This window comes from Nonomuraea helvata (assembly GCF_039535785.1).
GTDB lineage: Bacteria > Actinomycetota > Actinomycetes > Streptosporangiales > Streptosporangiaceae > Nonomuraea > Nonomuraea helvata.
Genome location: NZ_BAAAXV010000001.1, coordinates 1,105,263 through 1,131,402 on the forward strand (window position 1 = coordinate 1,105,263; position 26,140 = coordinate 1,131,402).

Sequence of the window (26,140 nt, forward strand, 5' to 3'; positions counted from 1 at the left end):
TCTCGATGTCGCTGACACGCAGCCGCTCGGGGGAGGCCGCACTGGACGGGGCGACACGACAGACACCGAAACAGGCGAGGCGCGGCATCGCCCGGGCCGCCGCGGCGGCAGCCGCCGGCATCGCCCTCGCCGTGGCGTGCTTACCTCTGGGCGTCTTCCCGAAGCTGGCCTGCGTCGTGCTGGACGCGGGCTGCCCCGCCGCCCGCGAGCCGTCCGGGCGGCTGCCTCACGTGACCCGCCTGACGGCCGTGCAGGTGGCGCAGCGCGGCATGTACGTGGCGCTCGGCGACTCCTACTCCTCCGGCGAGGGCGTCTACGACCTCGACGACAAGCCCGTCAACGACGGCGCGGGCCGCTGCCACCGGGCGTCGGGCTCCTACGTGCCGCTGGTGGCACGGACGTACCGCTTCGGCGGCGGCACCGCCTTCTACGCCTGCAGCGGCGCCACCACCGGCCAGCTCCTGTCGGGCCAGTACGGCCAGCAGCCCCAGATCTCCCGCGTGAGCCCGTCCGCCAGCCTGGTGACGCTGAGCATCGGCGGCAACGACGCCGGCTTCACGAAGGTGCTCACGGGCTGCATCGTCAAGCTGCCGTGGTCCTCGGCGTGCGTCGAGCAGGACGCCGCCGTCGCCCGCCGCATCGAGGAACTGCGGCCCAGCATGCTCAAGGTGCTGCGCGAGCTGCGGGTCCGCGCGCCGAACGCGCGCGTCATCGTCCTCGGTTACCCGCGGCCGTTCCCCGAGGAGCCGGCGGAGAGCGTCGACAACCTCAGCGCGGCCGACCAGAGCTGGCTCAACGAGGTGACGCGGCGGCTCAACGACACGGTGCGGTCGGTGGCGGCCGACTTCGACCGCGCGATCGCGGCGTTCGGGGCGCCGGGGAGCGTGGAGTACGTGGACGCGTACGAGGCGTTCGCGGGGCACGAGGTGGGGCGGCCGCAGCCGTACCTGAACGGGTTGAACGTGGACTTGGAGGAGCTCACGGTCAACGCCCGCAGCTACCACCCCACGGGCGACGGCTACCGCCGCTTCGCCGAGCTCATCACCAGGCAGATCGCGGCCGGCCCCGGCCGCCCCATGAACAACTTCCTCCTGACCACCCCCCGGCCAGGGGGTTGAGCGCCGCAAGCGTCGCGCCGCACACCGCCACACCACCTCCCGCCGACCCGGCGCCCGCGGCGGTCACGTGGGGGCAGTGGTGGCGGTCCTGCGCACGTGGGGTCACTGGGACGAGCGTTCCTCGGCCAGGTGGAGGCCCGCTTCGATGACGGCGTTCATGATGGGCGCGAGCCGCTCCTCCCCCAGCGACGGCGCGCGCAGCGCCATCCGGGCCACGAGCGCGCGCTCCCGCGCGAGGTCGCGCCCTTCGAACCCGCCCACCGGCTTGATCCGCTGCACGATGCCCGCCAGCGCCGCCCGCCGCTCGAGCAGCGTGGCCAGGGCGGCGTCCACCCGGTCGATCGCCTGCCGGCACTCCGGCAGCGTGGTGGGCGACTCCGGCCGCACCAGGGCCCCGACGACCGTCACAGCCTCCTCGGCCACCTTGGGCGCCGGCGACCCGGCTGCCGGCGCGTCGAGAACGAGGCCGTCGGCGCCCGCCGCCACCGCCGCGGCCGACAGCTCCACGTCACGGGAGACGTCGGCGAGCACGGGACGCCCCGAGGCGGCGCGGGCGGCGCGCATCAGCCCCAGGTCCAGCCGGCCGGCCTCGCACAGGAGCACCCGCCCGTCCCCCGCCTGCGCGCAGTAGTCGGCCAGCTCCAGCCACTCCGCCATGGAGGCGGACGCCCGCCGCTCCACCACCACCGGCAGCCCCAGCCCGGCAGCCGCGCGTACCAGTGGGATGTCGCGCGTCCACGACGAGCCCACCACCACCGCGTCCGCCTTGGAGGCGATCGCCGGCAGGTCGGCGGCCGAGTACGGCTCAACGAGCGTGGCGCGCTCTCCCAGCACCTCGTACGCGTCCACCTGCCCGTGGTGCGCCCGCAGGTTGACCCGGCCGCCGATCACCACGGCGGGTCCCTCGCCCACGAGCAGGTCGCCCACCGCCACAGAGTGCCGTTCCAAGGTCGATGACATCCTCGACTCCCCAAACTCGGGCCGGCCCCCAGCAGCCGGCGAGAAAACCAAAAAGGCAGAGACGGGCGTCTCTGCCTCGTGCCGGCTCCAGGTGGTCGCTAGCTGACGACCGGCTCTCCCAGAGCCGGCTCGGTAAACGCGTAGCGACAAGTCATGTCTGAAACACTACACCCATGTCTCCACCAGCTGTGTGGCACCAGTCACATAACGGAGTGACCTTCAGGCGAGTCGCCGTTGATCCGTCGCTATGGGAGTATTTCTTGGCCTAGAGGAGGGTACGAGGCCGTTGATGTCGGATCGCAAGCAGGACGGACGCCGCATCGCCGGCCGCTACCAGCTGCAGGAACCCATCGGCAGGGGCGGAATGGGCATCGTCTGGCGAGCCTACGACGAGCTCCTCGACCGCACCGTCGCGGTCAAGGAGGTCAGGTACGCCGCCGCCCTGGGCGAGGAGGTGCAGCTGCTGAACCGGCGCACAATGCGCGAGGCGAGGGCGGCGGCGAGGTTCGAGCATCCCAACGTGATCGTCGTGCACGACGTGATCGAGGAGGACGATCGGCCCTGGATCGTCATGCAGCTCGTCCAGTCGCGCTCACTGGGCGCCGTAATCAAGCAGGACGGGCCGCTGGAGCCGAAACGGGTGGCCGAGATCGGCCTGGCCGTGCTGGACGCGCTGCACCGCGCCCACGAGGCGGGCGTCATGCACCGCGACGTCAAACCCGAGAACGTGCTGCTGGCCGACGACGGCCGCGTCGTGCTCACCGACTTCGGCATCGCCACCCTGGAGACCGAGACACAGCTCACCGTGACGGGCCTGGCCGGCACGCCGGCGTTCATCGCGCCCGAGCGGCTCAAAGGGCTGCCCGCCCGGCGCGAGTCGGACCTGTGGTCGTTAGGAGCCACGCTGTACACGGCGGTGGAGGGCCGCTCCCCCCACGAGCGGGGGATGGCCCTGGCGACCATGCACGCCGTGCTGACCGACGAGCCCGACCCCATGCCGCACGCGGGCCCGCTCACCGACGTGATCAGCGGGCTGCTGCGCAAGGAGCCGGTGCAGCGGCTCACCTATGAGGAGGCGCAGCGGATGCTGCGTCAGGTCATCGCGCAGGCGAGCCCGCCGCCGACCATGCAGTTCCCGGCTGCCAACCAGACGGTGCGCGTGCCCACCCCGTTCCGCACGCCGGCCGCACCGTCGGCGCCGGCCACACCCCCGCCATCGTCGTCACCGCCGTCGCCATCGCCGTCGCAACCGTCACCGTCGCCGTCGCCGTCGCCGAGCAAGGAGTCCTCCCCCGACAGGGGACGCCCGTACGGCAAGCCGCGCACCTACGGCAGGCCGCGGACGTACGGCAAGCCGCGCCCGGTGCCCGTCGAGGACGACACCCCGACCGACCCGCACGCGAAGCCGTCGCCGCCCCTGTCGCCGGCCGTGCCCGAGACCGGCGCGCGGATCACCGCCGCGCCCACCGAGGACCCGGCGCCCGTCGCCGAGTCCACGATGAACGCGGCGAAGCCGGACGGGTTGCGGGCCGGGCCGGTCGTCACGGCGGGCCTGGCGGTCCTGCTGGTCGCCGGGATCGGCGGCTACCTCGGCCTGCGCTCGGCCCCGGAGGACCGTACGGCGGGGAAGGACAAGTCCCAGGCCACGCTCGCCACGGCGACTCCTTCCGCGGCCACGCCCAGCGCGTCCCAGCCGAGCGCCTCCCAGCCGCCGTCGCCCTCGGCCACGCCTACGGTCTCCCCCACCCAGAGCCCGACTGCCGAGAAGAAGCCGGAGGACGCACTGCCCAAGGGCTGGAAGATGTACACGGACGACAAGCTCGGCTTCTCGGTCGGCCTGCCCAAGGGCTGGGACGTGCTGACCCGCGGCGGCAAGCAGGTCAGGTTCAGGGGCCCGGGCGCGGCCTCCAACGCGTACCTCCTGATCGAGGACGGGGGCAAGTCCGACAAGGACCCGTACAAGGACTGGAAGAAGCAGGAGCCGTCGCTCAAGTACAACTTCGGCGGCTACAAGAAGCTCGGCATCCACAAGGTCGACTACCAGAAGGCCGCCGCCGACTGGGACTTCACCTGGAAGACCAACACGGGCCTGACCCGGGTGCGCAACCGGGGCTTCATCACCGACAACGGAAGGGCGTACGCGATCTACTGGCACACGCTGAAGAGCCACTGGAAGAAGGACTACGACTTCTTCGAGGGCTTCTGCGCCACCTTCAAACCGGCGAAGTAGGCTGCACTGCGTGGAACGGCAGGTCGGCAACCGCTATCGCCTCATCGAACCGCTCGGCGAGGGCGGGATGGGCGTGGTCTGGCGTGCCTATGACGAGCTGCTCGACCGCACGGTGGCGGTCAAGGAGGTCCGCTACACGGGCGTCGGCGACGCCAAGCGGGCCGAGCTCAACCAGAGGACCATCAGGGAGGCCAGGGCCGCGGGCCGGCTCGACCACCCGTCGGTGATCGTCATCCACGACGTCGTCGAGGAGGACGGCCGCCCGTGGATCGTGATGCAGCTCGTGCGCTCGCGCTCGCTGGCCGAGGTGCTGCGCGAGCAGGGACCGCTCACGGTGGGGCAGGCCGCGGTGATCGGCGGGCGGGTGCTGGACGCCCTGCGGGCCGCGCACGCCACCGGCGTGCTGCACCGCGACGTGAAGCCGGAGAACGTGCTGCTGGCCGACGACGGCCGGGTGGTCCTGACCGATTTCGGCATCGCCTCGCTGGAGGCCGAGGCAGGGCTGACGGCGACCGGCGGGCTGGTGGGCACGCCCGCGTACATGCCTCCCGAGCGGCTGAACGGCGAGCCCGCCCGGCCGGAGTCGGACCTGTGGTCGCTGGGCGCGACGCTGTACGCGGCCGTCGAGGGCGAGCCGCCGTTCAAGCGCGACTCGTGGGCCGCGACGGTGGCGGCGGTGCTGCGCGACGAGCCCAGGCCGCCGGCGCGGGCGGGCGCGCTGGAGCCGGTCATCATGGGGTTGCTGCACAGGAGCCCGGCCGGGCGGATGTCCGCCGACGAGGCCGCGAGGCTGCTGTACGAGGCCGCTGCCGCCCGTCCCGTGCCCGGCGGTCCCCAAGCCCGCAGCCACGCGGGCGGCGGTGGCACGCCCGCCTGGCAGACGACGGCCGACAGCGCGCCGCACCCCACGCTCTCCGCACGCGCCAGGCGTGGCAAGGCGCTGTGGATCGGCGTGCCCGCCGCCGTGGCCGCCGTGGCGGTGCTGGGGACGGGCGGCGTGCTGCTCTCCGACCACTGGAGGGGCGGCGCCCCTGCGACGACCAGCCCGGCGCCCACCGCGAAACCCACTGAGCGTCCTACCGTCACACCCCCGGTGAAGACCGCTGACCCGACGCCCACGGTGGGAGCGGTGCCCGCGGGCTGGCAGGCCTACACCAGCGCGGCGGGCCACTTCTCGATCGCCATGCCCGAGCAGTGGCGGGCGACGAAGCACCCCACGCGGGACAGCATCAGTTTCAAAGGCCCCGGCACCTCCGGGGCGCTGATCGTCGAGTGGACGGTTCCCGAGTTCGCCTGGAAAGATCCGGCGCGGCAGTGGATGGCGCTGGAGAAGGAGATCCGGGCCAGGGGCGAGTTCGCGGGGTACAGCCGCATCGGCATCGTCCGCACCAGATATCTCGGCCTGCAGGCCGCCGACTGGGAGTTCACCCGGGTACGCGACGGCGTGCTGATCCACGTGATCAACCGCGGCTTCCGCACCGCCGACGGCCGCCCGTACGCCCTCTACTGGGAGGCTCCCGCCTCCCGCTGGGCCACCGACAGGCGCTACTTCGATACGTTCGCGAAGACGTTCAGGCCCGAATGAAAGAGCCGCAGTGAAGGAGCCGCGGTGAAGGAGCAGGCGCACTTCTGGCGGCATCCGGCGGTGCCGGGCACCGACCTGCTCAAGGCCAGCTACGTCACCCACCGCTTCACCCGGCACGTCCACGACGGGTACGCCATCGGCGTGATCGTCAGGGGCGTCGAGGAGTTCGACTACCGCGGCACCCTGCTGCGTGCGGGGGCGGGCGAGGTGGTGCTGGTCAACCCCGACTCCTCGCACACCGGCCAGGCGGGCACGCCGGACGGCTGGTCGTACCGCATGCTCTACCCGTCGATCGACACGCTGGCGGGGATCGCCGCCGAGCTGGGCGCGGCGTACGCGACGCCGCACTTCCCCGAGCAGGTGGTCCGCGACGACGAGGTGGCGGCGCTGCTGGCCCGGGCCCACCGGGCGGCCGAGCGCGGCGACGCGCTGGCCACCTCGACGCTGAGCCGCACGCTGTTCGCCCGGCTGGTCACCCGCCACGCGACTCCCCGCCCTGCCGCGGTCCTGCCCGCCGCGGGCGCGCGGGCCGTGCGTGAGGCGCTCGACCTGCTGCACGAGAGCCTCGTCGACCCGCCGACGCTGGACGACCTGGCCGGCGCGGTGGGCGCGCGGCCGTTCGCGCTGCTGCGGGCGTTCAAGGCCGTGACGGGCCTGCCGCCGCACGCCTACCTCACCTCGCTCCGGGTACGCCAGGCCCGCCGCCTCCTGCAGTCCGGGGTGCGTCCCGCGCAGGTGGCCGCCGAAGTGGGCTTCACCGATCAGGCCCACCTCAACCGGCATTTCAAGCGCATCGTGGGCGTGCCGCCCGCCGCGTATCAGCGTGCCGCCGCAGGAACGTACAAGACCGGAGATCTGTCCGCCTCCTAGCCTTTTCGGATGGAACAGACAACACACCGTTCCGGCGCCGTGCGGGACGGTCTCGGCGTCGGCGTGGCCGTGGGGCTGTCGGGTGTCGCCTTCGGCGCCGCGGCGATCACCGCGGGCCTCAGCGTGCCGCAGGCATGCGTGCTGAGCCTGCTGACGTTCACCGGCGCGTCCCAGTTCGCGCTCACCGGAGCGGTGGGCGCCGGCGGCGACCTGGTGGCCGCCACCCTCGGCGCCCTGCTGCTGGGCGGCCGCAACACGCTCTACGGCCTGCGCCTGGCCGACCTGCTGCGGGTACGCGGGCCACGCCGGCTGCTGGCCGCGCACGGGGTGATCGACGAGACGACGGCCGTCACGCTGGCCCAGCCGACCGAGGAGGCGGCGCGCACCGGTTTCACGACCACGTTCGCCAGCCTCTACGTCACCTGGAACCTGACCACGCTGGCGGGCGCGTACGGCGCCTCGTCCCTGGGCGACCCCGGCACGCTGGGGCTGGACGTGGTGGGCCCGGCCGCGTTCCTGGCCATCCTCTGGCCCCGCCTGGCCTCCAGCGCGCAACTGCGCTGGCTGGCCGCGGCCGGGGCGGCGATCGCGCTGTGCGCCACCCCGTTCCTGCCGCCGGGCCTGCCTGTGCTGCTCTCCGCCCTGCCGGTGGTCGCCGCGGTCCTGGTGGTGATGGCGCGATGACGCTGTGGTGGGCCATCGCCGCGCTCTGCGCGGGCTGCTACGCGCTCAAGCTGGCCGGGCTGGCGGCGCCGCGCCGGATGCTGGAGCATCCCGCGGTGCGCAGGTTCGCGGAACTGGTTCCGGTGGCGCTGCTGGCGGCGCTGATCGCGGTGCAGATGTTCACGGAGGAGGGCGGCCTGCGCTTCGACCCGGCACGCACCGCGGGACTGGGCGCCGCGGTCGTCGCACTGGTGCTGCGGGCGCCGTTCCTGGTCATCCTGGCCGCGGCGGCCGTCGTCACCGCGCTTGTCCGGCTCTTTTAGGGGTAGGCGCCGTGCATGTCCGATTCAGCGGTGATGGTCGGCGGGCGCTATCGGTTGCTCAGAACGATCGGCAGAGGCGGCATGGGCAAGGTGTGGCATGCCCACGACGAGGTGCTGGGCAGGGACGTGGCCGTCAAGGAGGTCCTGCCGCCCCCCGACCTGACGGGTCCCGAGCGCGAGGTGTTCGCCGTACGGACGTTCAGGGAGGCCAGGGCGGCGGGCCGGGTGGCGCACCCGGGCGTGGCCGCCGTGTACGACGTCCTTGAGGAAGGCGGCCACCCCTGGATCGTCATGCAGCTCGTGGACTCCCGCACTTTAGGAGATCTGGTCCGCGAGGAAGGCCCGATGTCCCCACTCGAGACCGCGAACATCGGGCTTCAGCTCCTGGAGGCGCTGCGCGCGGCCCACGCGGCGGGCGTGCTGCACCGTGACGTGAAGCCGGACAACGTGCTGCTCACCGAGGACGGCAGGGCGGTGCTCACCGACTTCGGCATCGCCACCACGGAGGACGAGGCCCCCGTGACCCGTACGGGCATCCTGATCGGCACCCCCGCCTTCATGGCGCCGGAACGCGCGGCCGGCGGGCAGGCGAGCCCCGCCTCGGACCTGTGGTCGCTGGGCATCACGCTCTACATGGCCGTCGAGGGCCACTCCCCCTTTCAGCGGGACAACGCCCTGGCCACGCTCAGCGCGGTCATGCACGCCGAATCGGCGCCGCTGGCCCGCGCGGGCGTGCTCGCCCCCGTGCTGCTCGGCCTGCTGCGCAAGAACCCGGCGGAGCGTATGTCGCTGGTGGAGGCCGAGCGGCGGCTGGCCGTGATCATCGCGGGCGGCACGACCGAGCAGACGGGTCCCGTCCCCATACCCGTGGCGGAGCCGCGATCGCGGCGGCGCGGGCTGCGAGTGGCCGCGATCGCCGGGAGCGCGCTGATCGTCGCCGTCGTCGCGGGCGGTGCGGCCTGGTGGTCGAACCGCGCGCAGGAACCGCCCCTGGACCAGAGCCCCGCTCCGGCCGTGGTGACCGCCGGCCCGTCCAGCTCCGGTCCCGAGCCGACCCGGGACCATGAGTCCACCCGTCCGACCCCCGCTGAGACCTCCTCCGCGTCGGCCCCTGAGAGGTCCCCTGGAACGGCTTCTGAGCCGGCCAACGGGCCTTCCGCTCCGCAGAGCTCCTCGCCGCCCACCAAGGAGCCGCGCAAGACGCCGACCGGCGATCGCAAGAGCCCCACCCACGAGCCGACGCCCACCGCGTCCAAGACCAAGGACGAGACCAAGAACGAGAAGAAGACCGAGAAGCCGAAGGAGAACAAGCAGACCCCGGCCCAGGCGCCGGGCGCGGTCGAGCCGTCGGACCAGGGCCGCAAGAAGGTCAAGAAGCGCCGCTGACGCGGGGCCGGTCAGGACTCGGCGCGGACGATGTCCAGCGCCTTCTGCAGGTCCTGCGGATAGTCCGTGCTGAACGACATCCACTCCCCCGTGGTCGGATGCTCGAACCCGAGCGCCACGGCGTGCAGCCACTGCCGCGTGATCCCCAGGCGGGCCGCCAGCGTCGGGTCGGCGCCGTACAGCAGGTCGCCGACGCAGGGGTGCCGCAGCGCCGCCATGTGCACCCGGATCTGGTGGGTACGCCCGGTCTCCAGCTTGATGTCCAGCAGCGAGGCCGCCCGGAACGCCTCGACGGTGTCGTAGTGGGTGACCGACGGCTTTCCGCCCGCCACCACCGCGAACCGCCCGTCCCCGGCGGGGTGGCGGTCGATGGGCGCGTCCACCGTGCCCCTGAACGGGTCGGGATGCCCCTGCACCAGCGCGTGGTAGCGCTTGTCGACCGTGCGTTCCTTGAAGGCCCGCTTGAGCCGGGAGTACGCCACCTCGCTCTTGGCCACCACCATCGCCCCCGTGGTGTTGGCGTCGAGCCGGTGCACGATGCCCTGCCGCTCGGCCGCCCCGCTGGTCGCGATGGTGTGACCGGCCCCGAGGAGCCCGCCGATCACGGTCGGCCCGGTCCAGCCGACGGTCGGGTGGGCGGCCACCCCGATCGGCTTGTTGACCACGACGATGTCGTCGTCCTCGTACACGACGGCCATGCCCGGCACCGGCTCGGCGACCGGCATCGGCGTGGTGACCGGCGGCGGCATCGTCACATCGAGCCACGCGCCCGCGTGCACCCGGTCCGACTTGGCCGGCTGCTGCCCGTCGACCAGCACCTCGCCCGCGACGATCAGCTCGGCCGCGCGCGTGCGGGAGAAGCCGAACAGGCGGGAGAGCGCCGCGTCGAGCCGCTCGCCCTCCAGGCCGTCGGGGACGGGAAGGCTGCGCTGCTCACTCATCCTTCGCCACCGTCCTTCGCCACTGCCTTGGACCCGTCGATCTGCACGTTGCGCCAGGCGAGGAGGACGGCCAGGATGCCGCCGCAGACGATGGCCGAGTCGGCGATGTTGAAGACGGGGAAGTAGTCGATGACGGGGAAATGCCCGGGGAGCACCTCGATGAAGTCGACGACGTGCCCCTGGAGCTGCGTGGAGCGCCCGAAGCCCGAGGGGTAGCGCAGCAGCCGGTCGGTGAGGTTGCCGACCGCCCCGCCGAGCAGCAGGCCGAGCGTGAGAGCCCAGGCCCGGCTGCCCAGCTTGCGGGCGGTGCGCACGATGGCCACGACCACACCCGCGGCGATGAAGGTGAAGACGAGGGTCATTCCGGTGCCCATGCTGAACGCGGCACCGGAATTGAAGATCACCCGGAACTGCAGCACGTCCGGGATGACGATGAGCGGCGCCCGGCCCTCGAGCGTGCGCAGCACCACCGTCTTGGTGATGACGTCGGCCGCGTAGATCACGGCCGCCAGCACGACGAGGACCGCGAAGAGGCGCCCGCGGGGGGTGCCCTCAGGCGCTGCTACCGGCGCTCCTCCTTCTGCTTGCAGGCCACGCACAGCGTCGCCCTCGGGAACGCCTGAAGGCGTTCCTTGCCGATCGGCTTGTGGCACGATTCGCACACTCCATAGGTCCCTGCGTCGATCCTGGCGATCGCACGTTCGTTCTGCGCGACCAGATCGCGCGCATTCAGGGTAAGGGCGATCTCGCGTTCGCGCTCGTACGTCTTGGCGCCGGCGTCCGCCTGGTCGTCGCCGGCTCCCTGGGTGACGTCTCCAGAGGCTATCTCCGTCTCGTGGCGGTGGATGTCCGCGTTGAGCTCGTCGATCTCGCTCTGGAGCATGCCGCGTACCTCGGCCAGCTCCTCTTCCGACCACATCGACGGTGTAGCGGTGGTCTGCGTGACTGCCGCCATGGCTGCCTCCATTGCTGATCAAGGCCGTAAATGGTGCGGGCAGCTTAGGATCCTCATAACGGAACGGCAAACGACCCGCCGGACGGTTTACCTCCCCCGTACTATCCCGCCTCGCGCATTCAACTCCTCCACAGGGGCGTCCATTCCCACATCTTTGTCGGTTGCGTACCGAGCGTGGCCGTTGGAGGGCCTCCGGACGGTGCGCCCCTGGAAACCAGGAAGCCTTCGCCTCCACTCTGCGTTATGGTTTGAGACTGCAAGGCGTTGATGGGGCCCGACTGTGAGGGATATCACCCCGGAGCCGCCGGAAGAACGGCTCGTGCGAGCTCATTAGACCCGGCAGCAGACCAAACGAAGAGGGCCTTTCCGCTGGAGAGGTCAAGAAGGGTGGTACCGCGGAGCCGCGTGGCTTCGTCCCTTCACGCTCAGCCCTGACGGCCGACGAAGCGTGGAGGTCACGCCCGAGATGTCTTCCCCAACGTTCCGCTCTCTTCCCGCGCAGGTCGACCTGCCCGCGCTCGAGCGCGAGGTCCTGGACCGCTGGCGGGACGGGAAGATCTTCGAGCGGTCCATCGAGCAGAACGCCGGCAACCCGTCCTGGGTCTTCTACGAGGGTCCGCCCACCGCGAACGGCCTGCCCGGCGTGCACCACGTCGAGGCGCGGGTGTTCAAGGACCTCTTCCCGCGCTACAAGTCCATGCGCGGATTCAGCGTTCCGCGTAAGGCCGGATGGGACTGCCACGGCCTCCCGGTCGAGGTCGGCGTCGAGCGCGAGCTGGGCCTGACCGGCAAGAAGGACATCGAGGAATATGGCATCGCCGAGTTCAACGCCAAGTGCCGCGAGTCGGTGCTGCGGCACGTGGACGCGTTCGAGCAGATGACCGAGCGCATGGGCTACTGGATCGACCTGTCCCAGGCGTACCGGACGATGGACCCGTCCTACATCGAGTCGGTGTGGTGGTCGCTGAAGGTCGTGTGGGACAAGGGGCTGCTGTTCCGCGACTTCCGCATCACGCCGTACTGCCCGCGCTGCGGCACGGGGCTGTCCGACCACGAGCTGGGCCAGCCCGGCGGCTACGAGAACGTCTCCAGCCCGTCGGTCTACGTCCGCATGCCGGTGACCTCCGGGCCGCTGGCCGAGCTGGGCGCCGCCCTGCTGGTGTGGACGACGACGCCGTGGACCCTCGTGTCCAACACGGCGGTCGCCGTGCACCCCGACGTGACCTACGTCGCGGCCCGCACGGCGGACGGCGAGGTCCTGGTGGTCGCCGAGCCGCTGCTGTCGGTCCTGGGCGAGGGCGCGACCGAGGTCGCCCGCTGCACGGGGCGTGAGCTGGAGCACACCACCTACTCCCGCCCGTTCGACCTGGTCGACATCCCCGGCGCCCACTACGTCGTGCTCGGCGACTACGTCACGGTCGAGGACGGCACCGGCCTGGTCCACCAGGCCCCGGCGTTCGGCGCCGACGACCTGGCCGTGATCAAGCGGTACGACATGCCCGTCGTCAACCCGATCGGCCCCGACGGCCGCTTCCTCGACGACGTGCCCATGGTCGGCGGCCGGTTCTTCAAGGACGCCGACGAGGAGCTGACCGAGGACCTGCGCGCCCGCGGGCTGCTCTACCGCGGCGGCCACTTCGAGCACGCCTACCCCCACTGCTGGCGCTGCCACACCGCGCTGCTCTACTACGCCCTCCCGTCCTGGTACATCCGCACCACGTCGGTCAAGGACAAGATGCTGGCGGAGAACGCCGACACCAGCTGGTACCCCGAGACGATCAAGTGGGGCCGGTTCGGCGAGTGGCTGCGCAACAACGTCGACTGGTCGCTGTCGCGCTCGCGCTACTGGGGCACGCCGCTGCCGCTGTGGGTGTGCTCCGAGGACGAGTCCCACGTGACGTGCGTCGGCTCGCTGGAGGAGCTGGGCACCCTGGCAGGGCAGGACATCTCGGCGCTCGACCCGCACCGCCCGTACGTCGACGACGTGACCTTCGACTGCCCCTCGTGCGGCGCCCTGGCCCGCCGCGTGCCCGACGTCATCGACGCCTGGTACGACTCCGGCTCCATGCCGTTCGCCCAGTGGGGCGAGCGCGGCAAGCCCGAGGGCCTCTACCCGGCGCAGTTCATCTGCGAGGCCACCGACCAGACGCGCGGCTGGTTCTACTCGCTGATGGCCGTCGGCACGCTCGTCTTCGGCAAGTCCTCGTACGAGAACGTGCTCTGCCTGGGCCTGATCCTGGCCGAGGACGGCCGCAAGATGAGCAAGCACCTGGGCAACATCCTCGAGCCGATCCCGCTGATGGACCAGCACGGGGCCGACGCGCTGCGCTGGTTCATGGCCTGCTCGGGCTCGCCCTGGGCGGCTCGCCGGGTGGGGCACAACGCGCTGGAGGAGATCGTCCGCAAGGTCCTGCTGACGCTCTGGAACACCTCGTCGTTCTTCACCCTCTACGCCAACGCCGAGTCCTGGTCGCCGTCCATGCTCGCGGAGGCCACGCCGGCCGCCGAGCGCCCGCTGCTCGACCGCTGGGTGCTGGCCGAGCTGCACAGGACGGTGGCCGAGGTCACGGCGTCCTTGGACGAGTACGACACCCAGCGCGCCGGCCGCCGCCTGGCCGACTTCCTCGACGACCTGTCCAACTGGTACGTGCGCCGCTCGCGCCGCCGGTTCTGGCAGGGGTCGCGAGAGGCGTTCGCGACGCTGTACGAGTGCCTGGAGACGGTGACGCGGCTGATGGCGCCCATCGCGCCGTTCATCACCGACTACCTCTGGGACGTGCTGCGCTCCCCCGAGGCGCCCTCCTCGGTGCACCTGGCCTCCTGGCCCACGGTCCGCGAGGACCTGCTCGACCCGGTGCTGTCCGACCGGATGGCCCTGGTACGGCGCCTGGTCGAGCTGGGCCGCTCGGCCCGCGCCTCGTCGGGCGTCAAGACCCGCCAGCCGCTCCGCAGGGCCCTGGTGGGGGCGCACGGCTGGCCGTCGCTGCCCGGCGAGCTCCGGGGCCTGGTGGCGGACGAGCTGAACGTCCACGCGCTCGAGGACATGTCCGGGTTCAGCGCCGATCTCGTGTCCTACTCCGTCAAGCCCAATTTCCGGGCCCTGGGCAAGCGCTTCGGCTCCCAGACCAAGCTGGTGGCCGCCGCGGTCTCGGCCGCCGACCCCGCCCGCGTGGCCCGGGCTCTCCGCTCGGGCTCCACGGTCATGGTGGAGGCCGACGAGCTCGGCGAGATCATGCTCGGCCCCGACGACGTGATCGTCAACGAGCAGCCCCGTGCGGGCTGGGCGGTGGAGACGGGCGCGATCGGCACCGGCACGGGCGAGACGGTGGCCCTGGACCTGGAGCTCACCGACGACCTGCGCCGCGCCGGCCTCCTGCGCGAGGTCATCCGCCTGGTCCAGGACGCCCGCAAGTCGACCGGTCTGTCGATCACCGACCGCATCGACCTGTGGTGGACCACGTCCTCCCCTGACCTCGCCGCCGCCCTGCGTACCGAGGGGCACGTGGTGGCGGAGGAGGTCCTGGCGACCACGGTCACGGAGGGCACGGCCCCGGACCTGCCGTCCCACACGGACGAGGACCTGTCGCTGACCTTCCAGCTCCGCCGCGCCTGAAACGGCGCGGCGGGGCTCGGCGGTTCGGCTGTGCGGCCGGCGCCAGGACACATCACCGGGGGATGAACACATTGTCAAGGAAATCGCTCACCATGCTGCGCGGCGCGGTAGAGCGCGCTGTCGCCGACCAGGACTACTCGCTCGTCCGCAGTGCGGCGCTGGCCGAACGCGCCCGCCGCCTGGCCGGCACCCTGAGGAACGACCGGCCTGACGTCGAGTCCCTTTTCATCGTGGCGCACTTCATGGGGCTCCGCTACGCCGAGCTCGGCCCGGAGGGCCGTGGTGAGCGGGACATCGCGCTCGAGTTATTCGCCCGCTGCCTGATCCATGGCGACGAGCCAGTGCCACGACGACTCCTGCCCGAGCTCATCCCCATATCCTTCGACCTCGCCGTCGATTTGCTGCAGCGGTATGTCCACGCCCGGAAACCGCCTCCCGTCGCTCAAGTCGTCGAGGCGTGGCGACGACTTGAGCGGGTCACCTCCGGTGAAAGCCCGGAGCGGGCGATGGTGCTGGCCAACCTGAAGGTCGCGCTCCTGATGCGGTTCGGGGAGACCAGAGACATGACTGATCTGGACGAGGCGATCATCGTCGGCAGGCAGGCCGTGGACGCGGCCACCGCCGACGATCCCGATCGGGTCAGATATCTGATCCATCTCGGTGACACGCTGCAGATGCGGATCAAGCAGACCCAGACGGCTTCGGACCTCGATGAGATCGTCGAGGTGTGGCGCGAGGCGCTGCGAGCCCTTCCCGGGGACTCTGCCGAGCGGCTGGACCTGCTCGGCCGGCTCGGTGGCGCGTTGGTCCTGCGGTTCGGGCCCGGTCAAGCCGAGACGGAGGCTGATCTGGACGAGGCCATCGCCCTGTTTCGGCAGGCGGTGCAGGCGGCCCCGGCCGGCCATCCCGACCGAGATAAACACCTGTCCAATCTCAGCACCGCTCTGGAGATACGAGCCGAGGTGCGCGGAGAGGCAGCCGACAGGGAAGAAGCCAGGACGATCCGCGAAGAGGCGGCGAAAGCGACAACCGTTTCACCTGGAAATATCGACGGTCGGGGCGGACCCGACGATCCGCCCGGCCTTCAAGGAGGTGCCACACCGGCAGAAACGGGTCCCGAGCGGCTCTGGACGGAACGGCCCGAACGCCCCACCCCCGTGACCCAGCCGACTGTGAGGCGTCAACAGCGCAAACGCCAGTCACGCCGGGAACGCCGGAGCGGCTCCTGACCGATAGCGGGCTCCGCCCTGGAGCCCGGCGATCCCCCACCCCCGCCACAACCGAACCGGACCGTACGCTGACCACCCGGGTTGGACCGGCTCGATATTCTCGGCGGCATCAGCGGCCCGGCACGCCGGTAAGCCTCGTGGAGACCAGCCCGGAGGTTCAGCACGACGTCCCGAGCCCACGGCGGCTGTCGGGGTCCGGTGCGTCGGCCAAGGCCGGGTTCGGCGGCGAGGGCCGAGTTCGGGGGTGAGGCGGCACGAGGCCCACGCCGGGCGCGGGTGCCGGCTCTCAGCTCACCGTCTCGTGGTCGTGCTGGCAGACCGAGCAGCTGGTCAGCCCGGCCGCCTCCGCCTCGGCCAGCGTCATCGTCTCCACGCCGGTCTCGCCGGCGCCCCTGATCAACGGGCAGGCGGTGCTGTGGTAGCGACGGGTGCCGACGATGACCTTCACCATCTCAGGACGCCCGCCCTTGCCTTCCGGGCCGGGGCCCGCAGGATCGCTGGGCTCGTCGCCGCCCTTGGCGGATCCGGCGGACTCGGCCTTGGAGGCCCCGGTCTTGGACGCACCGGTCTTGGCCGCACCGGTCTTGGCCGCACCGGTCTTGGGCGCGGCCGAACCACTCGACTGCGGCGCACCCGCCTTGGGCGCGGCCGTAGCACCTGTCGTAGGAGCGGGCGAGGCACCGGCCTTGGGCGCCGGGCCGCTCTCCGCCCCTCTGGACGGCTCGCCCTTGCCGCCGCCGGCACTCGACGTGTCGTCCCCCTTGGGGGCGGGCGGCTTGGCAGGAGCGGCCTTGGGAGCGCTCGTGGCGGGCCGCTCGGGGCCGGTCTTGCCCGCCACCGCCGGCTTGGCGGGGGCGCCCGTACCGGAAGAAGGTCCCTCCGGTGCTCGGGCGGCCGTGCCGGGGCCGGGAGGAAGGGGCCCCTTGGGCTTGGCCTCCGATTCGGCCGAGGACGCGGGCCTCTCGGGCGCCACCGCGCTCTTCCCTGGCGAAGCAGGTGCCTTGGCGGCCCCAGAAGGGCGCTGTGACGGGCCGGTGGCCCCGCCCTGGGCACCTGGACGGGGCGGCACCGCCGAAGAGGGCACACGCGGCTGCGGCGCCGTGGCGGGACCTGCGGAGTCGTCGTCCTCATCGGCCGCAGCCGAGGACTCCCCCAACCTGGCGCCGGACGGTCCGGCCGCGCTCGACGACTGGCCCGCCTTGGCACCGGACGGCCCCGACGCGCTCGAGGGCTGTCCCGACTTGGTGCCCGACGGCCCGGACGCGCTCGACGGCTGTCCCGGCTTCGTCCCGGACGGCCGGGGGGCGGCGGTGGATTGGCCGGGCTTGGTCCCGGGCTGCTCGGGCGTCCCGGCCCGCTGCGACGGCTTGCCCGAAGCAGGAGCCCCGGGCTTGCCCGGAGCGGAAGTGCTCGGCGTGGACTCGCCCGTGGCAGGCGATCCGGTGGAGGCCCCGCTCGACGCACCCTTGGCAGGGGCGCCCGACGAGGGCCGGGGCGGCGTCGGGTCGGGCCCGCGCGTGGCGGCCGGCGGCCGGAGGTAAGAAGTCTGCTTGTCCGCCTGATCATCGTCAGATTCGGCGGCGGCGGAGGGGCGGCCGAACCACCCGGTGGCACCTTCCTCGTCGGAGGCGGCGGCATCCGGGGTGGGGGTGGAAGCCTTCGTGCCGGGCTTCGGCGGCGCGACCGGCGGACGTACGTCGCGGGTCTCCGCGGAGTCTTCCGCCCGGCTCTCCGCCTTGGCGGCGGGGCCGGGTGCGACGACGGGCTCGGGGCCGGCGGCAGGCGGCAGCTGCCGTCCGCCGAGCGCTGCGTCGGGCAGGCACGCCGTGCAGGGCGTGAAGCCCTCCTCGCGTGCCTCTTCGTACGTGAGCTCCTCGCTGTCCCGGCCGCTCAACTGCCGGCAGCCGGACACGTGGTAGCGCTTGCGTCCGGGGATCACCAGCACGATCGCATCCGGCGAGATGCCGCCGGCCGCGGGGCGGCGCGGAGCGGCGGGAACGGTCGCCGTCCGCTGGGGCGCCTGCGGATGCGGTTGGGGTCGCGGTGCCTGGGGGTGAACCGTGGGGCCGGTCTGGGGGACCGTAGGACCGGTCTGGGTGTACGGCATGCCCGGCGGCATGAGCCCTTTCGGTGGGGTGGCCGGCGCAGCGGCCTGCCCACCACCGGGAAAAAGCTCGTTCCGCCGAAGGAACGCCCCGATCACGAGGAACAGCGCGGACAGCACGCTGACCACGATGGACCACATGATCAGGAACGGCTTAGCCAGCACGAAGCCCGCGATCAGCAGCACGACCGCCGCGAGCACCAAACCAGCACTGATAAGGATCACAGGGGAGCTCTTTCGAGTGACAGGTCCTAGTGACCCGTTACTTTACCGGCGGTCGTTGTGAGGACCGTCACCGCCGGGAAAGGCGCCCTGGGGAGCCTCGCCGCCGAACGGGTTGGGACCACCGGGAAGAGGCTGCTGGCCGCTCTGCGACACCGCGTGCGACATGGCGGGAGCCTGACCCTGCGGACCACCGGACATGACCGGGAACCCACCGCTGCCCTCGGCTGCGACGTTGAGCTCGGCGAGCTGGTTCTCCAGGTAGAGCTTGAGCCTGCTGCGGTATTCGCGCTCGAAGCTGCGCAGCTCCTCGACCTTGCGCTCGAGCTCGTCGCGGGTCTGCACCAGCGAGCCCATCGCCTGGCGGTGGCGCTCCTGCGCGTCGCGCTCGAGCGTCTCGGCGCGGGCGCGGGCGTCGCCGATGACCTGCTCGGCCTGGCGGCGCGCCTTGGTGAGGATGTCGTCGGCCTCGCGCCTGGCGCGGGTGACCGTCTCGTCCGCCTCCCGGCGGGCGTCGGAGATCGCCTGGTCGGCCGTCTGCTGGGCGAGCGCGAGCACGCGGGCCGCGGTGTCCATGTTGTCCTCGGCGGGAGGCATGTTCATGGCCACGGGGACCGGCTGCTGCACCGGCTGCGGCTCGGGGGCCCGCATGGGCTCGGGCTGCGGCGGGGGCGGCGCCATCATCTCGGGCTTGGGCTGCTCCTGGACCGGGGCGGAGGCCATGGGCATGTTCATGCCGCCCGGCACCTTCCCGCGCAGGCACTCGGCCAGCTTCGCACGGAGCTCTTCGTTCTCTTGGATCAGACGGTCGAGCTCAGCCTCTACCTCATCAAGGAAGGCGTCGACCTCTTCCTCGTCGTAGCCCGGCCGCAACCGGGTGGTACTGAACTGCTTGTTCCGCACATCAGCGGGCGTCAGCGGCATTTTTTGGTCTCCTTGGCGCGCTTGGAGTCTGTCCGGAGGGACGGTAACCCGAATCACTTCAGCGCGGACACGAGTTGGATCACGACCGGCGCGGCACCGGCCCGGTCATCGCAGCAATCCCGCCAGCTGGATCAGGATCAGCACGACGATGAACAGGACAGTGAAGCTTAGGTCAAAGGCCACCGTACCCAACCGGAGCGGAGGAATGAAACGGCGGAGGAACTTGAGAGGTGGGTCGGTTGCGGTGTAGGTGGCCTCGGCCAGTACCAGGATGACACCTGAAGGGCGCCACTGGCGGGCGAAGGCCTGTACCGTCTCGAAGATCATCCTGCCGATGAGCAGCACCAGATAGAGAGACAGGACTACGACCAAGATCTGACTTACGATCCCCACGGCCTGGCCGCGCCTCCACTTCTGATGTGCCCTCCCGGCCTCGGCGAGGCCTGGTTGGGTTCGATAGACATACAGAGACTCTAACTCTGGTTGAAGAACCCGCGTTCCGCGATTCGGGCCTTGTCCTCGGCGGTCACCTCGACATTGGCAGGGGACAACAGGAACACCTTGTTGGTAACACGTTCAATGCTGCCATGTAGTCCAAAGACCAGACCTGCCGCGAAATCGACAAGCCGCTTGGCGTCACTGTCAACCATCTCGGTCAAGTTCATGATGACCGGGGTGCCGTCGCGGAAGTGCTCGCCGATGGTGCGCGCCTCGTTGTACGTCCGGGGGTGGAGGGTCGTGATGCGGGCCAGATCGGTCGTACGGCGTTCCAGGACGGCCGCGGCGGGTCTCGGCGCGGGGACCCCCGCGTCGACCTCGTCGTCGCGCTCCTGGACCGCCACGGGACGCTCCTCGCCGGTGCGCTGCACCTCGTCCTCGTAGGCGTACTCGTCCGTGTACGTCTCATATCTCTCGTAGCGGTCGTCCTCCACGAGACCGAGGTAGACCGCCATCTTGCGCATCGCGCCGGCCATCGCTGCGTCGTCCTCCTGCTCCTGGTCGCACTCGCTCGGGGTCCGTCGCCGGCGCCCGAGGCGGTAGCCGTACCCCCTTGGAGCTCACCGCTGATCGACCTCTACTTGGTCGTGGGCCTGGAGACCCACTTGAGGGGACATTACCTGACGAAGGGCTTGCGACGGCCGAGCAACGCCGTACCGACGCGCACGTGTGTCGCGCCGTACGCGATGGCTTCCGTGAGGTCTTCGCTCATTCCGGCCGAAATCATCGTCGCGCGCGGGTGCTGCTCCTCAAGACGCGTGGCCACCTCGCGCAGCCGGGCGAACGCCTTGGCGGGCTCCTCGTGCAGCGGTGCCACCGCCATGACGCCGCCGAGCCACACGCCCTCGGTCAGAGCCACCTCGTCGGCCAGTTCCAGCACGTCGGCGGGACGGGCGCCGCCTCTGGAGGGGTCGTCGTCGAGCGCGACCTGGATGAGGCAGCCGATCCTGCGGCCCTGGCGGACCGCCTCCTTGCTGATCGCCTCCACCAGCCGCAGGCGGTCCACCGAGTGGATCACGTCGGCGTACGAGACGACGGAGCGGACCTTGTTCGTCTGGAGCTGGCCGACGAAGTGCCAGGTCAGCGCCAGCTCGGCGAGCTCCTGCGCCTTGGGCGCGGCCTCCTGGTCGCGGTTCTCGCCGATGTCGCGCACGCCCAGCTCCGCCAGGATCCGCACGTCCTCGGCCGGACGGGTCTTGGTGACGGCGATCAGCGTGACCTCGCCGCGGTCGCGCCCCACCGCGCGGCAGGCCGCCGCGATGCGCGCGTCGACCTCGGCGAGCCCGGCCGCGATCTCGTCCCTTCTCACGTGAGTCTCCCTTTCGCTGCAGACCGGCCCAGGGTACGCGCTCGCGTACACGACGGCGCCGCTCCCGGATCCTGCCGGGGAGCGGCGTCAGGCGGCCGGGCTATTTGAGGAAGTCGGGGACGTCGAGCTCCTCCTCCTGCTCCTCGAAGATCACCCTGGGACGTTTGGCGGGCTCCGACATGCGGGAGGTGATGGGCGTGGGCGGGTTGGCGGGCTCGGGCGTGGGCCGGGGGATCGAGACGGGGCCGGACGGCTCGTCGGCGACGGGCTCGGCGTCCGCGGGCTCGGGAAGCTGCACCGACTCCACCGGCCGCACCGGCTCGGGACGCGGCGGCTCCGGACGGGGCTCGGGGCGCGGCTCGGGCCTGAACTCGGCGCGCGGCTCCGGACGGGGCTCAGGACGCGGCTCGGGCCTGAACTCGGCACGCGGCTCCGGACGGGGCTCGGCGCGGAAGTCGGAGCGCGGCTCGGGCCTGAAGTCGCCGCGCGGCTCCGGACGCACCTCAGCGCGCGGCTCAGGGCGCAGCGGCGGCTGCTCCGACTTCACGCTGGGGGACGCGACGCTCGGCCGCGCAGGAGCCGACGGAGGCGGCGCGGCGGGCTGCGCGGCGGGACGGCTCACCGGACGGGGCAGCGGCTTCTCCACCGGCGGCGGCACGTCGTCGAAGCCGGCCGCGATCACCGTCACGCGCACCTCGTCGCCGAGCGCGTCGTCGATGACCGTACCGAAGATGATGTTGGCGTCGGGCGCGGCCGCCATGGACACCAGCTGCGCGGCCTCGTTGATCTCGAACAGCCCCAGGTCGGAGCCGCCCGCGATCGACAGCAGCACGCCGTGGGCGCCGTCGATGCTGGCCTCCAGCAGCGGGCTGGAGACGGCCATCTCGGCCGCCGCCACCGAGCGGTCGTCGCCGCGGGCGTGGCCGATGCCCATGAGCGCCGAACCGGCGCCCGACATGACCGACTTGACGTCGGCGAAGTCGAGGTTGATCAGGCCAGGAGTGGTGATGAGGTCGGTGATGCCCTGGACACCCGAGAGCAGCACCTGGTCGGCCGCCTTGAACGCGTCGAGCACGCTCACCTGCCGGTCGGAGATCGACAGCAGGCGGTCGTTGGGGATCACGATCAGCGTGTCGACCTCGTCGCGCAGCGTCTCGATGCCGGCTTCGGCCTGCATGGCCCTGCGCCGCCCCTCGAAGCTGAACGGCCTGGTCACGACGCCGATGGTGAGCGCACCGAGCGACCTGGCGATGTTGGCCACGACGGGCGCGCCGCCCGTGCCGGTGCCACCGCCCTCGCCGGCCGTGACGAAGACCATGTCGGCCCCCTTGAGGACCTCCTCGATCTCCTCACGGTGGTCCTCGGCCGCCTTGCGCCCCACGTCGGGGTTGGCGCCGGCGCCCAGTCCGCGCGTGAGCTCACGGCCCACGTCGAGTTTCACATCGGCGTCACTCATCAGCAGCGCCTGGGCGTCGGTGTTGATGGCGATGAACTCGACGCCCTTGAGTCCCTCCTCGATCATCCGGTTGACGGCGTTTACTCCGCCGCCGCCGATGCCGACGACCTTGATGACCGCGAGGTAGTTCTGCGGTGCTGCCACGACGAGGGGCCTTTCCGCTCGTTGACTTGCCATTTCGGTGCGGATTGTCTCCGCTTTTTCTCACTTCGGGTAACTCTCAACCTCAGGTTGAGATTTAGATTTATGTCAACCTGAGGATTGATACGGACAGTAGGAGTCCCCTGCCTGGCGGGTCAACTAACCGCGCCGCAAGCACGTCCGGCGTGTCGCGGGCTGTCCGTTTCGCTCCGAAGTCGCGCCTGGTCGGGGGCTCCTGCGCCCGACGTACGACTTAAGGCTCTCACGCCGTGACCCCCACCTCGCACAAGCTCGGCCATGCCTTGCCGCGGACTTGCCCACTCTTGATCACTTCAGCGTCACGACATCCGGTGAGCTGACGTCATACACCGTTGCTTTCTCACGTTTGAGCAGGGAAGTGAGGATGCGGCCCTTCTCCTCGGAGCGGTCGGCGCCGCCCCAGATGACGGTGCGCCCGTCGGACAGCTTCAAGGTCACCCCTTCGGCCGTTCCGGCGCGTACCTCTCTCAGCTTGGGCGCCACTTCGCCGGGGACCGCCTGGATGACCTGGAGCGCCGCCATCGTGGCCGGGTCGCCCGTCGCCGGCGTGTCGACCTTGAGCACCGGCAGCATGAACGGCGCCGCGGACTTGACCTCGATCACCACGCCCTGCTTGTCGACGACCGCGAACTTGCCGCCCGCCGGGATCGCGGCGACGGGCTCGCGTTCGACCACCTCGATCTTGAGCGTGCCCGGCCAGATCCGGTCCACCTTGGCGCCGGCGAGCTGTCTGATGCCCAGGACGCGGTGCTGGACGTCGGCGAGGTCCACGGTGGCGAGGGGATGCAGATCGGCCACGCCGGCCTGCTGCTTGATGCGCTCGCTGGGCACTGTGAGATTTCCCACGATCTCTATCGAGCGCACCCCGAGGACGGGCGAGAAGAACACCAGCCAGGCGGCCGAGCCCACCACTCCCGCCGTGAGCAGCACCAGGAACGCCGTACGTGCCTTCATCGCCCTCCCCATGCCGGCCCCTGCGCGTCGGCACAGAACCTACGCCGATCGCGCGCCATAACACCGCACGCCACGCCCAACGGACGGGACGCCGCGATCGCGGCACTCCCGCCGCCTTGAGGCTCTTCCCCGGAACGCCGGCCGTCAGGAGGAAAGGCGGGCCACGATCTGCGGCCCGAGCTCCGTGACGTCGCCCGCGCCCATGGTGAGCACGATGTCGCCGGGCCGCGCACGTTCGGCCACCAACGCGGGCACCGTGGCCCGGTCGGGTGCGTACGCGACCCGCTCGGGAGGCAGCGGCACCCGCCCGGCCACCATCGCCCCCGAGACCCCCGGCTCGGGGTCCTCACGGGCCCCGTAGACGTCGAGCACGATGGCCTCGTCGGCCAGCCCGAGCGCCGCGCCGAACTCGTCGGCGAAGAAGCGGGTGCGCGAGTAGAGGTGCGGCTGGAAGACCGCGATGACCCGGCCGTCGCCGGAGTAGGAGGCGACCACGTCACGGGCGGCCCTCAGGTCGGCGGCCAGCTCCGTCGGGTGGTGCGCGTAGCTGTCGAACACCGCGATGCCGCCGGCCTCCCCCTTGGCCTCGAAGCGCCGCTTGGCCCCCGTGAAGGCGCCGAGGCCCTGCCTGATCTCCTCGAACGGCAGCCCCAGCTCGTCGGCCACGGCGATCACCGCGGTGGCGTTGAGCGCGTTGTGCGCGCCGGGCACGGCCAGCCGCACGTCGCCCCGGCCCTCGACGTCGAAGACCGTGCCGAACCCGTCCGGCCTGATCCCGCTCACGCGGTAGTCCTCGCCCTGGAGGCCGTACGTCTTGACCCGCAGCCCCCGCTCGCGCGCCCGGCGAGCCAGCTCGGCCGCGCCCGGGTCGTCGGCGCAGGTGATGAGCAGCGAGCCGACCCGGTCGGCGAACCTGGCGAAGCTGTCGTGCACGGCCCGCGGGTCGCCGTAGTTGTCGAGGTGGTCGGCCTCGACGTTGGTCACCACGGCGATGTCGGGCGCCAGCATGAGGAACGAGCCGTCGCTCTCGTCGGCCTCGGCCACGAACACCTGCCCCTGACCGTCGTCGGCGCCGAGCCCGGTGGTGACGAGCTGGCCGCCCACGCAGTAGGACGGGTCGGCCCCGCACTTCTGCAGCGCCACGGTCAGCATCGAGGTGGTGGTCGTCTTGCCGTGGGTGCCCGCGATGGCCACCGCGGTGCGCCCGGCCATGACGGAGGCCAGCGCGGCGGCCCGCGGGATGATCCGCACCCCCTGCTTGAGCGCCTCGCCCAGCTCGGGGTTGGAGTCGCGGATGGCGGTCGAGACGACCACGGTGTCGACGTCTTTCACGTGCGAGGCGGCATGGCCGATGTGGATGGTGGCGCCCAGCTCGCGCAGCTCGGTGATCAGCTCGGAGCTGCGCGCGTCGCTGCCCGACACCCGAACGCCGCGTTTGAGCAGGATGCGGGCGATGCCCGACATTCCCGCGCCGCCGATGCCGATGAAGTGCACCCGCCCCAGGTCCGCTACGGCGACGGGATCGACCAGCTTGACGAGACTCATCGGGCTATCTCCAACACTTTCCTGGCGAGCATGATATCGGCGTCCTTGCGTCCCAGCCTGGACGCCGCCTCGGACATGGCGGCGACCCGCTCGGGGTCGCGGAGGATGGGGAGCACGTTGTGGATGATCCATTCGGGTGACAGGTCGGCGTCGTCGACCGTCAGGCCGCCGCCGCCCTGGACGATGCGTCCGGCGTTGATGGCCTGTTCGCCGTTGCCGTGCGGCAGCGGCACGTACGCGGCGGGCAGCCCGACCGCGGTCAGCTCCGCGCACGTCAGCGCGCCGGCGCGGCAGAGCACGAAGTCGGCGGCCGCGTAGGCGAGGTCCATGCGGTCGACGTAGGGCAGCAGCACGTACTGCGGGTCGCCCGGCGGGGGCTCGTGGGTGACGGTGTTGTTCGGACCGAGCACGTGGAGCACCTGCACTCCCGCCCTGCGCAGCACGGGGGCGGCGGCGAGCGCGGCCTCGTTGAGCGACCTGGCCCCCTGGGAGCCGCCGAACACCAGCAGCGTCGGCCGGTCGTTCTCCAGCCCGAACCAGGAGCGCGCCTTGTCGCCCATGGACAGCCGGTCGAGGTTGACGATCTCACGGCGGATCGGGGTGCCGAGGTATTCGGCCTTGGGCAGCGTGGTGGCGGGGAAGCCGGTGAAGACGTGCTCGGTGAGCCGGGCGCCGAGCCGGTTGGCCAGCCCCGGGCGGGGATTGGCCTCGTGCACGACGATCGGCAGGCCGCGCCGCTTGGCCGCCAGGTAGGCGGGGGTCGCGACGTAGCCGCCGAAGCCGACGAGGACGTCGGCCTGGACCCGGTCGAGTATGGCGGCCGCCGCGTTGATCGCCCCTGCCAGCCTCCCCGGCACGGTGAGCAGGCTCGGGGTGATCGCCCTCGGCAGCGGCACGGCCGGCACCAGCTCCAGCTCGTAGCCCCTGGCGGGGACGAGTCTTGTCTCCAGGCCGCGTTCGGTGCCCATGCAGGTGATGCCGACGCCCTGGTCAAGATGGCGCAGCGCGTCCGCAAGGGCCAGCGCGGGCTCGATGTGCCCGGCCGTCCCCCCACCGGCGAGGACCACCCTCATCT

22 protein-coding genes are annotated in these 26,140 nt (G+C 71.5%); 9 read left to right on the forward strand and 13 right to left on the reverse strand.

Going from position 1 to position 26,140, the window contains the following annotated elements:
- The first annotated feature begins 5 nt into the window (after positions 1-5).
- The gene (locus ABD830_RS05005; RefSeq protein WP_344985152.1) at positions 6-1,118 is read left to right on the forward strand and encodes an SGNH/GDSL hydrolase family protein; all 1,113 of its coding nucleotides are present in this window, start codon (positions 6-8) and stop codon (positions 1,116-1,118) included.
- Between the two features lie 102 nt (positions 1,119-1,220).
- Here the strand turns inward: ABD830_RS05005 and ABD830_RS05010 are convergent, their stop codons facing one another.
- The gene (locus ABD830_RS05010) at positions 1,221-2,078 is read right to left on the reverse strand and encodes a chorismate mutase (RefSeq protein WP_344985153.1); all 858 of its coding nucleotides are present in this window, start codon (positions 2,076-2,078) and stop codon (positions 1,221-1,223) included.
- A 289-nt stretch (positions 2,079-2,367) separates the two neighbouring features.
- Here ABD830_RS05010 and ABD830_RS05015 point away from each other — a divergent pair, with 289 nt between their 5' ends.
- Genes ABD830_RS05015 through ABD830_RS05040 form a run of 6 tightly spaced genes read left to right on the forward strand, consistent with a single transcriptional unit; the run spans position 2,368 to position 9,135 of the window.
- The gene (locus tag ABD830_RS05015) at positions 2,368-4,308 is read left to right on the forward strand and encodes a serine/threonine-protein kinase (protein ID WP_344985154.1); all 1,941 of its coding nucleotides are present in this window, start codon (positions 2,368-2,370) and stop codon (positions 4,306-4,308) included.
- 10 nt (positions 4,309-4,318) lie between these two features.
- Entirely contained in the window at positions 4,319-5,893 is a 1,575-nt protein-coding gene (locus tag ABD830_RS05020; RefSeq protein WP_344985157.1) for a serine/threonine-protein kinase, read from the forward strand.
- Between the two features lie 24 nt (positions 5,894-5,917).
- Entirely contained in the window at positions 5,918-6,763 is an 846-nt protein-coding gene (locus ABD830_RS05025) for an AraC family transcriptional regulator (RefSeq protein WP_344985159.1), read from the forward strand.
- 9 nt (positions 6,764-6,772) lie between these two features.
- On the forward strand, positions 6,773-7,447 hold the full coding sequence (locus ABD830_RS05030) for an AzlC family ABC transporter permease (RefSeq protein ID WP_344985160.1): 675 nt from the start codon (positions 6,773-6,775) through the stop codon (positions 7,445-7,447).
- Positions 7,444-7,749, forward strand: coding sequence for an AzlD domain-containing protein (locus tag ABD830_RS05035; protein ID WP_344985161.1), 306 nt, complete (start codon positions 7,444-7,446; stop codon positions 7,747-7,749). Before ABD830_RS05030 ends, ABD830_RS05035 begins: the two co-directional genes overlap by 4 nt.
- Positions 7,750-7,764: 15 nt before the next feature.
- The gene (locus tag ABD830_RS05040; RefSeq protein WP_344985162.1) at positions 7,765-9,135 is read left to right on the forward strand and encodes a serine/threonine-protein kinase; all 1,371 of its coding nucleotides are present in this window, start codon (positions 7,765-7,767) and stop codon (positions 9,133-9,135) included.
- A gap of 11 nt (positions 9,136-9,146) precedes the next feature.
- On the opposite strand, the gene ABD830_RS05045 is transcribed toward ABD830_RS05040, so the two are convergent.
- The 3 genes from ABD830_RS05045 to ABD830_RS05055 are packed head-to-tail and all read right to left on the reverse strand — an operon-like array spanning position 9,147 to position 11,043.
- The gene (locus ABD830_RS05045) at positions 9,147-10,076 is read right to left on the reverse strand and encodes an RluA family pseudouridine synthase (protein ID WP_344985163.1); all 930 of its coding nucleotides are present in this window, start codon (positions 10,074-10,076) and stop codon (positions 9,147-9,149) included.
- Positions 10,073-10,591, reverse strand: a complete 519-nt coding sequence (gene lspA / locus ABD830_RS05050; RefSeq protein WP_344985164.1) for a signal peptidase II — start codon at positions 10,589-10,591, stop codon at positions 10,073-10,075. The genes ABD830_RS05045 and lspA overlap by 4 nt, the downstream gene beginning before the upstream one ends.
- Positions 10,592-10,638: 47 nt before the next feature.
- Positions 10,639-11,043 carry a TraR/DksA family transcriptional regulator gene (locus ABD830_RS05055; RefSeq protein ID WP_378520815.1) on the reverse strand — a complete coding sequence of 135 codons (405 nt, stop codon included), beginning with the start codon at positions 11,041-11,043 and terminating at the stop codon, positions 10,639-10,641.
- A gap of 454 nt (positions 11,044-11,497) precedes the next feature.
- Here ABD830_RS05055 and ileS point away from each other — a divergent pair, with 454 nt between their 5' ends.
- Positions 11,498-14,644, forward strand: coding sequence for an isoleucine--tRNA ligase (gene ileS / locus ABD830_RS05060; protein ID WP_344985166.1), 3,147 nt, complete (start codon positions 11,498-11,500; stop codon positions 14,642-14,644).
- A 62-nt stretch (positions 14,645-14,706) separates the two neighbouring features.
- Positions 14,707-15,873: a tetratricopeptide repeat protein gene (locus tag ABD830_RS05065; RefSeq protein WP_344985167.1), complete on the forward strand. Its 1,167-nt coding sequence runs from the start codon at positions 14,707-14,709 to the stop codon at positions 15,871-15,873.
- 286 nt (positions 15,874-16,159) lie between these two features.
- Here the strand turns inward: ABD830_RS05065 and ABD830_RS05070 are convergent, their stop codons facing one another.
- The 9 genes from ABD830_RS05070 to murG form a co-directional block, all read right to left on the reverse strand.
- On the reverse strand, positions 16,160-18,202 hold the full coding sequence (locus ABD830_RS05070) for a hypothetical protein (RefSeq protein WP_344985169.1): 2,043 nt from the start codon (positions 18,200-18,202) through the stop codon (positions 16,160-16,162).
- Positions 18,203-18,244: 42 nt separating this feature from the next.
- Positions 18,245-19,123 carry a DivIVA domain-containing protein gene (locus ABD830_RS05075; RefSeq protein WP_344985170.1) on the reverse strand — a complete coding sequence of 293 codons (879 nt, stop codon included), beginning with the start codon at positions 19,121-19,123 and terminating at the stop codon, positions 18,245-18,247.
- A 105-nt stretch (positions 19,124-19,228) separates the two neighbouring features.
- Positions 19,229-19,516: a YggT family protein gene (locus tag ABD830_RS05080; protein WP_344985171.1), complete on the reverse strand. Its 288-nt coding sequence runs from the start codon at positions 19,514-19,516 to the stop codon at positions 19,229-19,231.
- Between the two features lie 80 nt (positions 19,517-19,596).
- Entirely contained in the window at positions 19,597-20,097 is a 501-nt protein-coding gene (locus tag ABD830_RS05085) for a cell division protein SepF (RefSeq protein WP_344985172.1), read from the reverse strand.
- Between the two features lie 140 nt (positions 20,098-20,237).
- On the reverse strand, positions 20,238-20,930 hold the full coding sequence (locus ABD830_RS05090; protein ID WP_344985173.1) for a YggS family pyridoxal phosphate-dependent enzyme: 693 nt from the start codon (positions 20,928-20,930) through the stop codon (positions 20,238-20,240).
- Between the two features lie 100 nt (positions 20,931-21,030).
- Positions 21,031-22,530: a cell division protein FtsZ gene (gene ftsZ / locus ABD830_RS05095; RefSeq protein ID WP_344985174.1), complete on the reverse strand. Its 1,500-nt coding sequence runs from the start codon at positions 22,528-22,530 to the stop codon at positions 21,031-21,033.
- A gap of 324 nt (positions 22,531-22,854) precedes the next feature.
- Positions 22,855-23,520 (reverse strand): cell division protein FtsQ/DivIB, encoded by a 666-nt coding sequence (locus ABD830_RS05100; RefSeq protein ID WP_344985176.1) that lies wholly within the window; start codon positions 23,518-23,520, stop codon positions 22,855-22,857.
- A 144-nt stretch (positions 23,521-23,664) separates the two neighbouring features.
- The gene (murC, locus tag ABD830_RS05105) at positions 23,665-25,065 is read right to left on the reverse strand and encodes a UDP-N-acetylmuramate--L-alanine ligase (protein ID WP_344985178.1); all 1,401 of its coding nucleotides are present in this window, start codon (positions 25,063-25,065) and stop codon (positions 23,665-23,667) included.
- Entirely contained in the window at positions 25,062-26,138 is a 1,077-nt protein-coding gene (gene murG, locus ABD830_RS05110; RefSeq protein WP_344985180.1) for an undecaprenyldiphospho-muramoylpentapeptide beta-N-acetylglucosaminyltransferase, read from the reverse strand. The genes murC and murG overlap by 4 nt, the downstream gene beginning before the upstream one ends.
- Positions 26,139-26,140: the final 2 nt, after the last annotated feature.